The 12,321-nt window shown below is 71.0% G+C and carries 10 protein-coding genes; 4 read left to right on the top strand and 6 right to left on the bottom strand.

Features of this window, described 5'->3' with window-relative positions; genetic code table 11:
* Nucleotides 1–28: 28 nt before the first annotated feature.
* Both ACZ5QD_RS05620 and cobN read right to left on the bottom strand, forming a co-directional pair.
* Entirely contained in the window at nt 29–568 is a 540-nt protein-coding gene (locus ACZ5QD_RS05620; RefSeq protein ID WP_278127347.1) for an FxsA family protein, read from the bottom strand.
* 106 nt (nt 569–674) lie between these two features.
* On the bottom strand, nt 675–4,310 hold the full coding sequence (gene cobN, locus ACZ5QD_RS05615; RefSeq protein WP_278127346.1) for a cobaltochelatase subunit CobN: 3,636 nt from the start codon (nt 4,308–4,310) through the stop codon (nt 675–677).
* A 205-nt stretch (nt 4,311–4,515) separates the two neighbouring features.
* Here cobN and cobG point away from each other — a divergent pair, with 205 nt between their 5' ends.
* The 3 genes from cobG to ACZ5QD_RS05600 all read left to right on the top strand — a co-directional run bounded on the left by cobG (nt 4,516) and on the right by ACZ5QD_RS05600 (nt 7,910).
* Nucleotides 4,516–5,688 (top strand): precorrin-3B synthase, encoded by a 1,173-nt coding sequence (cobG, locus tag ACZ5QD_RS05610; protein WP_278127345.1) that lies wholly within the window; start codon nt 4,516–4,518, stop codon nt 5,686–5,688.
* A 72-nt stretch (nt 5,689–5,760) separates the two neighbouring features.
* On the top strand, nt 5,761–6,384 hold the full coding sequence (locus tag ACZ5QD_RS05605; RefSeq protein WP_278127344.1) for a precorrin-8X methylmutase: 624 nt from the start codon (nt 5,761–5,763) through the stop codon (nt 6,382–6,384).
* Nucleotides 6,385–6,395: 11 nt separating this feature from the next.
* A complete protein-coding gene (locus ACZ5QD_RS05600; protein ID WP_278127431.1) occupies nt 6,396–7,910 on the top strand; it encodes a precorrin-2 C(20)-methyltransferase in 1,515 nt (504 codons plus the stop codon).
* Here ACZ5QD_RS05600 and ACZ5QD_RS05595 read toward each other — a convergent pair.
* The 4 genes from ACZ5QD_RS05595 to ACZ5QD_RS05580 are packed head-to-tail and all read right to left on the bottom strand — an operon-like array spanning nt 7,907 to nt 11,424.
* Nucleotides 7,907–8,671 carry a cobalt-precorrin-6A reductase gene (locus ACZ5QD_RS05595; protein ID WP_278127343.1) on the bottom strand — a complete coding sequence of 255 codons (765 nt, stop codon included), beginning with the start codon at nt 8,669–8,671 and terminating at the stop codon, nt 7,907–7,909. The two genes, ACZ5QD_RS05600 and ACZ5QD_RS05595, sit on opposite strands and share 4 nt — an antisense overlap.
* The gene (cobM, locus tag ACZ5QD_RS05590) at nt 8,664–9,437 is read right to left on the bottom strand and encodes a precorrin-4 C(11)-methyltransferase (RefSeq protein WP_045537376.1); all 774 of its coding nucleotides are present in this window, start codon (nt 9,435–9,437) and stop codon (nt 8,664–8,666) included. The genes ACZ5QD_RS05595 and cobM overlap by 8 nt, the downstream gene beginning before the upstream one ends.
* Nucleotides 9,434–10,678 carry a precorrin-6y C5,15-methyltransferase (decarboxylating) subunit CbiE gene (cbiE, locus tag ACZ5QD_RS05585; RefSeq protein ID WP_375004065.1) on the bottom strand — a complete coding sequence of 415 codons (1,245 nt, stop codon included), beginning with the start codon at nt 10,676–10,678 and terminating at the stop codon, nt 9,434–9,436. The genes cobM and cbiE overlap by 4 nt, the downstream gene beginning before the upstream one ends.
* Nucleotides 10,675–11,424 carry an SDR family NAD(P)-dependent oxidoreductase gene (locus ACZ5QD_RS05580; protein ID WP_464367164.1) on the bottom strand — a complete coding sequence of 250 codons (750 nt, stop codon included), beginning with the start codon at nt 11,422–11,424 and terminating at the stop codon, nt 10,675–10,677. Before ACZ5QD_RS05580 ends, cbiE begins: the two co-directional genes overlap by 4 nt.
* A gap of 80 nt (nt 11,425–11,504) precedes the next feature.
* Here ACZ5QD_RS05580 and ACZ5QD_RS05575 point away from each other — a divergent pair, with 80 nt between their 5' ends.
* Complete coding sequence (locus ACZ5QD_RS05575; protein WP_375004066.1) at nt 11,505–11,921, top strand: TIGR03618 family F420-dependent PPOX class oxidoreductase; 417 nt, start codon at nt 11,505–11,507, stop codon at nt 11,919–11,921.
* The last annotated feature ends 400 nt before the right edge of the window (nt 11,922–12,321 follow it).

The raw sequence follows: 12,321 nt of genomic DNA, 5'->3' as shown, positions 1-12,321 counted from the left end.
GTCGCGGTTCGCCAAGGTGACGGACTACTCAGTCGCGGCGGGTCGGCGGCAGCGACGGTGCGTCGGCGTGAACCGAGCCGTCCGGGTTGCGCACCGTGGTGTCCACGACCACGCCTTCGACCGTCCCGTCGACGTAACCGTGCCCGCCGAACCCGAAGCCTCGGCCGCCGGCGGGCCGGCCCCCGAGGTCGATCACCGTCATCCGGCCGGCCATCGCCGTGGCTCTGCGGGCAGCGGTGGCGGCGACCACCGGTCGCAGCAGGCGGCGCGCCGGCGGAGTCATCAGCAACAGTCCGACGATCGTCGACACGATCCCGGGAAGGATCATGAGCGTGGCGGTGACCGCGAACAGAGCGGAGTCGGTGATCGGGCGGCCCGCGCCGATCTCGTTCCGCATCGCCTTGCGCATGTCGGTGCCCAAGGTGCGGGCTCGGCGCCCGAGCACCGCGAACCCCACGCCGGCGGCGAGCACGGTGATGAGGAATGCCCAGGCGAATCCGAGGAAGTGCGCCATCGCCCAGAAGGCCGCGATCTCGGCGATCACATAGCCGACGAACAGGTATCGCATGTCAGGTCCTCTCTGCGCCGGTGCAGTCACCGGCGCTCACACAGAGTTCAACGAACGAGGACCCGGTTTTGCTCCCCCGCTGCTCAGCGACCTCGGCGCAGGCGGCTCACTCCTGTTCCGAGCGCGCCTCGATGTCGCCCTCGGCTTCGAGGTACACGCGGCGGAGTTCGGTCAGCATGTCGGCGGGTGGCTCGTGCCACATCTTCCGCTCCACCGCCTCGAGAAGCCTTTCGGTGATGCCGTGCAGGGCCCAGGGGTTGGCCGCATCGAGGAACTCGCGGTTGGTCTCGTCGAGCACGTACTGCTCGGTGAGCTGCTCGTACATCCAGTCGGCCACCACATCGGTGGTGGCGTCGTATCCGAAGAGGTAGTCGACGGTGGCAGCCATCTCGAAGGCCCCCTTGTATCCGTGCCTGCGCATTGCCGCGAGCCAGCGCGGGTTGACCACCCGCGCGCGGAACACGCGGGAGGTCTCTTCGTGCAGGGTGCGGGTGCGTACCGAGTCCGGGCGCGTGGAATCGCCGATGTAGGCCTCCGGTGCGGTGCCGGTGAGCGCCCGCACGGTGGCGACCATCCCGCCGTGGTACTGGAAGTAGTCGTCCGAATCGGCGATGTCGTGTTCGCGGGTGTCGGTGTTCTTCGCCGCCACCGCGATGCGGCGGTACGCGGCCCGCATGTCTTCGACGGCGGCGACTCCGTCGAGACCGCGGCCGTAGGCGTAGCCGCCCCACTCGGTGTAGACCGCGGCCAAGTCCTCGTCGGTGCGCCACTGCTTGGAGTCGATGAGCTGCAACAGGCCGGCGCCGTACGTGCCGGGCCGCGAGCCGAAGACGCGCGTGGTGGCGCGGCGGGCGTCCCCGTGTTCGGCGATCGCCGCCCGAGCGTGCGCGGCGACGTAATTCTGCTCGTCCGGCTCGTCGGCGTCGGCCGCGAGCTGCACGGCATCGTCCATCATCGCCACGACGTGGGAGAACGCGTCGCGGAAGAAGCCGGAGATCCGCACTGTCACGTCGATCCGCGGGCGGCCGAGTTCGGCGAGCGGCACGAGCTCCAGATCGACCACGCGGCGCGAGCCCTCGTCCCACACCGGCGTGACGCCCAGCAGCGCCAGGACCTCCCCGATGTCGTCGCCGGAGGTACGCATGGCGCTGGTCCCCCACACCGAGAGCCCGACGGACTCCGGGTACTCGCCGTGGTCGGCGAGATAGCGCTCGAGAAGCGAATCAGCCATCGCCCGACCGGTCTCGGCGGCCAGCTGCGACGGGACGGCCTTCGGGTCGACGGAGTAGAAGTTGCGACCCGTGGGGAGCACGTTGATCAGGCCGCGCAACGGCGATCCGCTCGGGCCGGCCGGGATGAACCCGCCGGCGAGCGCATGCAGGACCCGGTCCGTCTCGCACGTGGTCTGGCGCAGTCGCGGGATCACCTCGTCCCCGGCGAAGGCCAGGATCCGGTGCACGTCGTCGGGGTGGCCGTCGGCCGCGGCCGCGACGGCCTCGGGGGTCCAGCCCCCCTCGGCGCAGGTGCTGACCAATCGCCTGGCGATCGCCTCCACTCGGTCGACCTCCCCGCGCGCCGAGGCGTTCTCGGTGAGTCCGAGGGCCTCGCGCAGTCCGGGCAGCGTCTGCGAGCCGCCCCAGAGCTGGCGGGCGCGCAGCATCGCGAGCACGAGGTCGATCTCCATCTCGCCGTCGGGCGCCTGCCCGAGGACGTGCAGGCCGTCGCGGATCGCGGCGTCCTTGATCTCGCAGAGCCATCCGTCCACGTGCAGCAGCATGTCGTCGAAGACGTCCTCGTCGGGCCGCTCGGAGAGCCCGAGGTCCTGGTCCATCTTGGCCGCGGTCAGCAGTGTCCAGATCTGTTGCCGGATGGCGGGGAGTTTGGCCGGGTCGAGCGCCGAGATGTTGGCGTGCTCGTCGAGCAGCTGCTCGAGACGGTTGATGTCGCCGTACGTCTCGGCTCGCGCCATCGGCGGGATGAGGTGATCCACCAGGACCGCGTGCGCGCGCCGCTTGGCCTGCGTTCCCTCGCCGGGGTCGTTGACGAGGAACGGGTAGATCAGCGGCAGATCGCCCAGTGCCGCGTCGGTGCCGCAATCGGCCGAGAGCGCCACCATCTTGCCGGGCAGCCACTCCAGATTGCCGTGTTTTCCGATGTGCACCACGGCGTCGGCTCCGAAGCCCCAGCCGTCCCGATCGGGTCGCGACGCGAGCCACCGGTAGCTGGCGAGATAGTGGTGCGAGGGCGGAAGATCCGGATCGTGGTAGATCGCGACCGGGTTCTCACCGAACCCGCGGGGCGGCTGCACCAGCAGCACGATGTTCCCGAAGACCATCGCAGCGATCACGATCTCGCCGTCGGGGTCGTGAGAGCGGTCCACGAACAGTTCGCCCGGAGGCGGACCCCAGTGCTCGACGACGTCGGAGCGCAACTGCTCCGGCAGCGTCTGGAACCACCGCGAGTAGTCGGCGGCGCCGACGCGGATCGGGTTCGCCGCGAGCGCCTCCTCGGTGAGCCAGTCGGCGTCCTGCCCGCCGGCGTCGATCAGCGCGTGCATCAGGGCGTCCGGATCGTCGTCGTCGGGCCGTGATCCCAAGCCAGGGACGGCCGCGTCGCCGCCGGCCGGACCGATATCGTAGCCCGCATCCCGGAGGGCGCGCAGCACTCCGACCAGGCTGCGCGGCGTGTCGAGACCGACCGCGTTGCCGATGCGGGCGTGCTTGGTGGGGTACGCCGACAGCAGCAGGGCCACCTTCTTCTCCGCCGGTGTCACGTGCCGCAGCCGCGCATGGGCGACGGCGATGCCGGCGACGCGCGCGCATCGTTCGGGGTCGGGTGCGTAGAACGGGAGCCCGTTGTCGTCGAATTCCTTGAAGGAGAAGGGTGCGGTGATGATGCGGCCGTCGAACTCGGGCACGGCCACCTGGCTGGCGACGTCGAGTGGGGTCAGACCGTCGTCGTTGGCTGCCCAGTCGGACCGGGAACTGGTGGAGCAGAGCCCCTGCAGGATCGGGATGTCGAGCGCGGCGAGGCGCTCGACGTTCCAGGATTCGTCGTCGCCGCCGGCCGAGGCGAGCGCCGGCGTCGACCCGCCCGCGGCCAGCACCGTCACCACGAGCGCGTCGTATTCGGCGAAATGCTCGATCAGTTCATCGGGTGCGCTGCGCAGGGAGGCGCAGAAGACTCCGGTGGCGCGGGCCCCGTGGGCCTCGATCGCATCGCAGAGGGCGGCGACGTAGTCGGTGTTGCCCGCGAGATGCTGGGCGCGGTAGTACAGCACCGCCACCGCGGGCGCGTCGTCCGGGACGGCGGCCGCCGGCCGCTCGAGTACCCCCCAGTCCGGTGTCTGCGTCGGGCTGTCGAAGCCGAGCCCGGTGAGCAGCACGGTGTCGGAGAGGAAGTTGTGCACCGCGAGGAGGTTCTCGCGGCCGCCGGCCACGAAGTACGCGTGCGCCTGCGCGGCGACGCCGGCCGGCACCGTCGACAGTGCCATCAGATCCGGATCCGGATTGTGCTCCCCCGACAGCACGACCACCGGCGCCCGGCCGGCGAGGACCGCTGCCAGCCCGTCCTCCCACACCTGCTTTCCGCCGAGCAGCCGGACGACCACCAGGTCGGCGCCGTCGAGCAGCCCGGGCAGATCGTCGATCAGCGTGCGGGCCGGATTCGCGACCCGGAAGTCGGCACCGCAGGTGGCGGCCGTGCGCAGGTCGGTGTCGGAAGTGGAGAACAGGGTGATCACGGTGATACTCCTCGCCGGGAGTGCGCGCCCGGCGTCGTACGGTCACATCGGCCCGGTGGACCGAAGGTCGCCTGACGCTGCGGGTCTGACTCGGGACACGCCGGCAGTGGCGGGCGGTGTCCCACACAGTGGCGCGACCGTGCCGGACTCGAACCGGCTTCCGCGCGGGCAGGCTGGGCTTCACTGTAGGCCATATCCTGGAGGGGTGAACAAACCCGCCGACCGCTGTCCCGGCGTCTTCCGCACCCATCCGGCCGACGACGGCCGGCTGGCCCGGATCCGGTTGTCGGGCGGGCAGGTGGAACCGGCCGCGCTGGAGGCGCTGGCACTGGCCGCCGAGGAGTTCGGCGACGGCCACATCGAGATCACCGTCCGCGCGAACCTGCAGGTGCGCGGGATCGCCGACGACCGCGTGGACGCCTTCGCCGACCGCATCCTGGCGGCCGGACTCGCCACCGACCGGGCTCACGACCGCGTCCGGAACATCGTGGTGTCGCCGCTGAGCGGTCGGATCGGCGGTCTGGCCGATGTCCGGCCCGCTGCTCGCGAACTGGAGGCCGAACTGCATCGGCATCAGTGGACCCGCGACCTCTCGGGCCGGTTCTGGTTCGGCTTCGACGACGGCCGCGGTGACGTCAGGGGCCGCGACGTCGACGTGCTCGGCGCGGCCGTGAGTCCCGACGAGGCGGCGATCCATCTCGGGGGCGTCCCGACCGGCCGGGTGGTGCCGCTGACGGAACTGCCCGCCGCGATGGTCGCCGCCGCGGCGTCGTTCCACGAGCACCGTGCCGACGAGTGGCGGATCCGGGAACTCGACGGTCGGGCCCGCGCTGCGGTCTCGGGCGCCGTGGCGGGCTTCGGGCGTCTGGCACCGACCGAAGCCGCGGCCTCCGCGAATGGCGGCCGGCCGGACGTCCGAGAGCCCATCGTCGGATGGTTCGAGCAATCGGACGGACGGGTGCTGCTCGGTGCCGTCACCGAGTTCGGCCGGCTCTCGGCACGGCAGGCGCAGTTCGCCGGCGCCATCGGCACGCCGATCCTCATCACGCCCGAGCGCGAGATCCTGATTCCCGACCTCACCGAGGCCGTGGCCGAGACCGTGGTGCGCGTGCTCGCCCCGCTCGGGTTCATCTTCGATTCGGCCAGTCCGTGGACGAGATTCAGCGCTTGCACCGGCTCGCCCGGATGCGGCCGGTCGCACGCCGACGTCCGCGGCGACCTGCTCGCGCACCTCGGTGCCCCGGATGCGGCGCCCGGTCGCGAACGCGAGCATTGGCTGGGCTGCGACCGCGGGTGCGGATCCCCGAACGGTCCGCACGTCCGGCGGATCGCCACGGGCGACGGCTACCGCACCGACCGTCGCGTCCCGGGCGGCTGATTCCCACCGGCACGGCGCGGGGCCGTACCGGGTCCACCGCCGCCGCCTCGGGTGCGTAATCTTGGGCACACCATGACCGAGTATGTCCGCGACGGAGCCGAGATCTACCGTCAGTCGTTTGCCATGATCCGCGCCGAATCCGATCTGACGGGCTTTCCCGCCGACCTCGAGCCGGTGGTGGTCCGGATGATCCACGCGTCCGGACAGACCGACCTCACCGACGACGTGGTGGCGACCCCGGGAGTGGTGACGGCCGCTCGCGCCGCCTTGGCAGCGGGCGGGCCGATCCTCTGCGACACCAACATGGTCGCGTCGGGTATCACGCGGCTGCGGCTTCCCGCCGACAATGCGGTCCGCTGTCACCTCAAGGAGCCGGGGATCGCCGATCTCGCCGAGCGGATCAGCAACACTCGGACCGCCGCGGCGCTGCAGTACTGGCGCGACGACCTCGACCGCGCCGTGGTCGCGATCGGCAACGCTCCCACCGCGTTGTTCGCGCTCCTCGACCTGATCGACCAGGGCTGGCCTCGTCCGGCCGCGATCGTCGGCGCACCGGTGGGCTTCGTCGGCGCCGCCGAATCATGTGCGGCGCTCGCCGACCGCACTGATCTGGAGTTCATCACCGTCACCGGCCGACGCGGCGGCTCGGCGATCACCGCGGCCGCGGTCAACGCTCTCGCGAGCACGGCGGAATGAGCGGTCCGGTGATGTCGACGACGGGAGCGGACTCCGCTGTGAACGGAAAACTGTGGGGTGTCGGCCTGGGGCCGGGCGACTCCGAACTGGTGACGGTTAAGGCTGCGCGGATCATCGGCGAGGCCGACGTGATCGCGTATCACTGTGCACGGCACGGTAATTCGATTGCCCGCTCGGTCGCGGAACCGTATCTGCGCAAAGGCCAGATCGAAGAACGGCTGATGTACCCGCTCACCGTGGAGACCACCGATCATCCCGGCGGCTACGCGGGCGCGATGGCCGACTTCTACGCCGAGAGTGCCGAACTCCTCGCCGGGCACCTGGCCGCCGGACGCGATGTGGCGCTGCTCGCCGAGGGCGACCCGCTGTTCTTCAGCTCGTACATGCACATGCACAAGCGGCTCGTCGACCGGTTCGAGGCGCAGATCATTCCCGGGGTGACGTCGGTGAATGCGGCGTCCGCGGCGCTCGGCATCCCGCTCGTCGAAGGCGAGGAGACGCTGACGGTCCTGCCAGGAACCGCCGAGGCCGGCGAGCTGATCGCGCATTTCCGGTCCGGCGAGGCCTTGGCGATCATGAAACTCGGCCGCACCTTCGTGAAGGTGCGCGACGCTCTGGCCGCCGCCGGGCGTCTCGACGAGGCCTGGTACGTCGAAAGGGCGTCCACCGACCGCCAGCGCGTGGAGCGCGTGGCCGACGTCGACCCGTCGTCGGTGCCCTATTTCTCCCTGATCGTGGTACCCGGGCGACGCAACAATCCGCTCGCCGCGGGAGGCGACCGTTCGCGCGGTGAAGTGGTGGTGGTCGGCCTCGGTCCCGGACCGGTGGACCAGACGACGCCGCAGGTGGCCGCGGAGTTGGCAGCGGCGACCGATTTCGTCGGATACAAGACCTACCTCGACCGGGTGGTGGCGCGCCCCGGACAGCGCGTCCACGCCAGTGACAATCGAGTCGAGGCCGAACGCGCGGAGTTCGCCCTCGACCTGGCCTCGCGCGGCGCCAGGGTGGCCGTCGTGTCGTCGGGCGATCCGGGGGTGTTCGCCATGGCGACTGCGGTGGCGGAGGCTGCTGCGGAGGAACGGTGGGCGCATGTGCCCGTGCGAGTGACGCCGGGGGTGAGCGCCGCGCACGCGGTGGCGGCCGCTGTCGGTGCGCCGATCGGCCACGACTTCGCCGTGATCTCCCTGTCGAACCTGCTCAAGCCCGGATCGGTCATCGAGGAGCGGCTCCGGCACGCGATCGCCGCCGACCTGGTGATCGCGATCTACAATCCGGCGTCGCCGAAACGCGTGGAGCAGATCAAACGTCTCAAGGAACTCCTGACCGAACTGGTTCCGGCCGACCGCGTGGTGATCGCGGGCCGTGACGTGGGCGGCCCGGGACAGCGCCTGACGGTGACCACGGCCGCGGACTTCGATCCGGCGACAGTCGACATGCGCACGCTGTTGATCATCGGCTCGTCGATGACCACCCTCGCCCGCAGGCCGGGCGGCGACCTCGTGTACACCCCGCGGCACTACGCCTAGCGGATCTCTCCTCGGCCGGCCGGCCCGGACAGCCAGTCGAGGGCCTCGCTCGGGGTGTCGACGCGCGCGATCCCGTCGGGTTCCGCGGGACGGTCGACGACGATCACCTCGACACCGAGCCGCGCGGCGGCGCGGAGTTTGGCGACGGTCATCTCTCCCCCGCTGTTCTTCGTGACCAGCACGTCGATGCGGTGCTCGCGCAGCAGCGCCGTCTCATCGGCGAGACGGTACGGGCCGCGGGAGCGGAGAACCCGGTGATGCGGCGGAAGCGGCCCCTCGGGCGGATCCACCACCCGAATCAGGAACCACGCTTCGTCGATCTCCGCGAACTCGGACACGTCCTGTCTTCCGGTGGTGAGGAATACCCGGCTCCCGCCCCTCTCGGCGACCGCGGTCGCGGCGGCGGCGATGTCGGGCACGCGCGTCCAGCGCTCGCCGGCCCCGGGTGACCACGGAGGTCGGGCGAGGCGTAGATATCCGACCCCGGTCAGTTCCGCCGCCGCGACGGCGTTCGGCGTGATTCTGGCGGCGAACGGGTGCGTCGCGTCGACGATCGCGGTTATTCCGGCCTCGCCGATCCACGCGGCGAGACCGTCGACGCCGCCGAAGCCGCCGACGCGCACCCGGCCGACCGGCAGACGCGGATCGGCGACTCTGCCCGCGAGGGAGGTGACGACCGGAACACCGGACTCATCGAGCAGGCGTGCGAGTTCGCGCGCCTCGCCGGTTCCGCCCAGGATCAGCACGGACGGCTCAGGCATGGCGGTCCTCACGCAGCTTCGTCATCCGGGCATGCGAGTAGAGATAGCTGTCGGTGACGTCGGGATGCGTCCGGGCGTCCAAGACGCGCCCGACGAAGATCACGGCGGTCTTGGTGATGCGCGCCGCCGACAGTTCCGCGGGCAGTTCGTCGAGCCGGCAGCGCACGATCCGCTGATCGGGGCGCGAGGCGTACGCGACCGTCGCCGTCGGGCAGTCGGCGCCGTAGTGCGGCGCCAGTTCGGCGACGATCTGCTCGGTGCGGTGTGCGGCGAGGTGGAGGGCGAGAGTGACGCCGCTGCGAGCCAGGGAACCGAGGTCCTCCCCCGGCGGCATATCGGTCGAGAGCGTCGAGACGCGCGTCACCATCAGACTCTGCCCCACTCCCGGGACGGTCAGCTCGGTGTCGAGGGCGGCCGCCGCCGCCGCGAACGCGGGCACCCCGGGAATCAGTTCGTAGGCGATGCCCAGTTCGCGCAGACCGCGCTGCTGCTCGGTCAACGCCGAGTACAGGGCGAGATCGCCGGAGTGGAGTCGGGCCACGTCGTGACCGGCGGCGTCGGCGCGTGCGAGTCTGCTCAGGATCTCCGTCAGCGGCATTCGCGCGGTGTTCACGATCTCGGCACCGTCGGGCAGACGACCGAGGAGTTCGTCTGGCACCAGCGATCCCGCGTACAGGCACACCGTGCATCGACTGAGGATCTCGGCGCCGCGAACCGTGATGAGGTCGGCTGCCCCCGGGCCGGCGCCGATGAAGTAGACGGTCATGTGTCCTCCCGCGCGGCGTCGTCTTTCACCGCGACCCATTGGACGATCGGCAGAGCGGGTCGCCACGCCGTGAGGCGGCCCAGTGGTGCGGCACGTTCCACGGACAGGCGGGTGAGGCTCCCCCCGTACCGCTCCTGCGCGTCGATGAACAAGTGCTGGGTCTCGATCGCGACCGCGTTTCCGACGATGCGTCCGCCCGGCATCAGCGCATCCCAGGCGGTGTCGAGGACGTCGCGGTCGACGCCGCCCCCGAGGAAGACCGCGTCGGGGTCGGCGGCTCCGGCCAGCGCCTCGGGCACCGCGCCGGCCAGCGTGAGCCGGTGACCGACGCCGAGCTTCTCGGCATTGCGTCGCAGGGCGGCGGCCCGGAGCCGGTCGGCCTCGAAGGCGACGGCCCGGCCGTCGCGCGTGCACCGCAGCCACTCGATACCGATGCTTCCGGCGCCCGCGCCGACGTCCCACAGCAGTTGTCCGGCGGCGGGAGCCAGGGCCGAGACAGAGAGTGCCCGCACGGTCTGTTTCGTCAGCTGACCGTCGTGCTCGTACGCCTCGTCGGGCAGTCCCGGGCAGTGCGACGAGCTCGGGCCCACGCAGTCGAGCGCGGTGATGTTCAGCGGCGCGCACGGGCGGTCGTCCCATGAGCGAGCCAGCCCGGTCCGGACGGCCTGCGTCGCGGCTCCGAGATTCTCGAGCACACGCATCGTGGTCCAGCCGTACCCGTGCGCCCGGCACAGCTCCGCGATTTCGGCCGGTGTGGAGCCGTCTCTGGACAGGACCAGAAGGCGGACGCCGTCGCCGAGTTCGGGAACCACCGCCGAGGCGGGTGCGGTGACTGTGCTGACGATGGTGGTGGACGCCAGGTCCCAGCCCAGTTCGGCGGCCGCGAGCGAGACGCTCGACGGTGCCGGGACAATGGTGACGCGGTCGCGACCGACCTGTCGGACGATGGTGGAGCCGATGCCGTGGAACATCGGATCACCGCTGGCCAGCACGTGAATCGTGCCATGTGCCGAGCTGTCGCGCAGCACTTCGCGCAGGTGCTCGGACATCGGCGAACGCCACGGCACGGTGTCCGCGGTGAGGTGTTCGGCGACCAGGTCGAGTTGGCGCGCCGAACCGTACACCGTCGTCGCCTCGTCCAGCGCTGCTCGGGCGCGGTCGCTCAGTCCGCTCCATCCGTCGGCTCCGATTCCCACCACGACGAAGCGGGCGGGCTGCTTCGCCTCGGACTCTCCCGTCATCGCGGCAGCCTCCGCCAGACGGCGCGGGGAAGCAGGCGCATGCCGAAGAAGACGGGCCGGAGCACACCGGGGATCCACACCTCGCCTCTTCCCTTGCGATAGGCCTTGGCGACGGCGTCGGCGACCTGGTCCGCGGTCCTGGCGAAGGGAGCGGGCTCGACTCCGGAGGCCATCAGCTCGCGTGTCATCGCACCGACCACGAAGCCGGGCCGCGCGAGGAGGAGGCGGACGCCGGAACCGTGCAGCGCGTCGGCCAGCCCGCTCGCGAAGCCGTCGAGCCCGGCCTTGGTGGAGCCGTACACGTAGTTCGCGCGGCGCACGCGGACACCGGCGACCGACGAGAACACGATGATCGTGCCCGACCCCTGGCGTCGCAGGGCCACCGCGAGAGGAGTCATCACGCTTATCTGCGCGTAGTAGTCGGTGTGGGCGATCTGCAAGGCGTGGGCCACATCGGTCTCCGACCGGGCCGCGTCGCCGAGAATCCCGAACGCCACGATCGCGACGTCCACCCGGGCACCGTCGCGGAACAGCGATTCGACGAGTGCGGCATGCGAGGCGATGTCGTCGGCGTCGAACGCCACGGTGTCGACCGCCGTCGCGCCCGCCGACAGCAGTGTCTGCGTCTCACCGGCCAGGTCGTCGGGTCGGCGCGCGGCGAGGACCACGCGGTTTCCCTCGGCCAGGCGCGCCGCCGTCGCCACCCCTATCTCGCTGCGTCCACCGAAGACCACGATCGTTCCCACCGGACCAGTATCGCCGGTGCTGCCGGACCGCGACGCGGCCGGGTCGATGACGGCGCGACGTCGCCGATACCGTGGGGACCATGAGCCGAACCGTCGCCGATCTGTCCGCCGAAGCCGCCCAGATGCTGTCCGAGTACCACCTCGCGACGCTGGCGACCACCCGAGCCGATGGAACGCCGCATGTGGTGGCGGTCGGCTTCACCTTCGACGGCGACGCGCAGAAGGCACGGGTGATCACCTTCGAGGGCTCGCAGAAGGTGCGCAACGCCGATCGGGGCGGATACGCGGCGCTGACGCACGTGGACGGCCCACGGTGGCTGACCCTCGAGGGTCCGGTGACTGTCCGCCGCGATCCGGTCTCCGTGGCCGATGCCGAGGCACGGTACGCGGCTCGCTACCGGACTCCGAAGCCGAATCCCCGCCGCGTCGTGATTGAGATGGACATCGCGCGCGTGCTCGGGTCGGCCGGAATGTTCGGCACTGCTCCTGCCGGATGAGTCGCGGGCCGAGGTCACGGAGACCTCGATGACGCGAGGTCTTCCCCGAAGATGCGGGGACCGGCGCCGCGCCGCGTCAGATGCAGGGCGCGGACCATGTTGGTGCGTTCGTCCTTCGGGATCGCGATACCGTCGCCGGCCAGGGCCGCGCGGGCCGCGGCGACAGCATCAAGCGGGTCGGACTTGCCCCTTGATTCGTTTCTTGTCCTTGCCGCCGCCGTACACTTCGGCCACCGACAGCCCTGCCGCCTGGAGCACGCTGGTGATTCCCCGCCCGTAGCTGCTGGTGCATTCCACCCCGACGGCACTGACGTCGTGACCATCGAGGCACGAAGTCACCGCCCGGTACCCGGCCGAGGTCGCCGGGAACTCTCGCCTCGGCCGGCTCGCCGCCGACCGA

It is taken from the genome of Gordonia sp. J1A, from assembly GCF_055393515.1.
Note: the sequence above shows the minus strand (reverse complement) of the source record. Positions and strands in the feature narration are given on the sequence as shown.

Coding starts and splice junctions, on each gene's coding strand:
- ACZ5QD_RS05620 (WP_278127347.1), bottom strand. CDS start 568: ATGCGATACCTGTTCGTCGGCTATGTGATCGCCGAGATCGCGGCCTTC.
- ACZ5QD_RS05605 (WP_278127344.1), top strand. CDS start 5,761: ATGACCGAGTATGTCCGCGACGGAGCCGAGATCTACCGTCAGTCGTTT.
- ACZ5QD_RS05600 (WP_278127431.1), top strand. CDS start 6,396: ATGTCGACGACGGGAGCGGACTCCGCTGTGAACGGAAAACTGTGGGGT.
- ACZ5QD_RS05595 (WP_278127343.1), bottom strand. CDS start 8,671: ATGCCTGAGCCGTCCGTGCTGATCCTGGGCGGAACCGGCGAGGCGCGC.
- cobM (WP_045537376.1), bottom strand. CDS start 9,437: ATGACCGTCTACTTCATCGGCGCCGGCCCGGGGGCAGCCGACCTCATC.
- cbiE (WP_375004065.1), bottom strand. CDS start 10,678: ATGACGGGAGAGTCCGAGGCGAAGCAGCCCGCCCGCTTCGTCGTGGTG.
- ACZ5QD_RS05575 (WP_375004066.1), top strand. CDS start 11,505: ATGAGCCGAACCGTCGCCGATCTGTCCGCCGAAGCCGCCCAGATGCTG.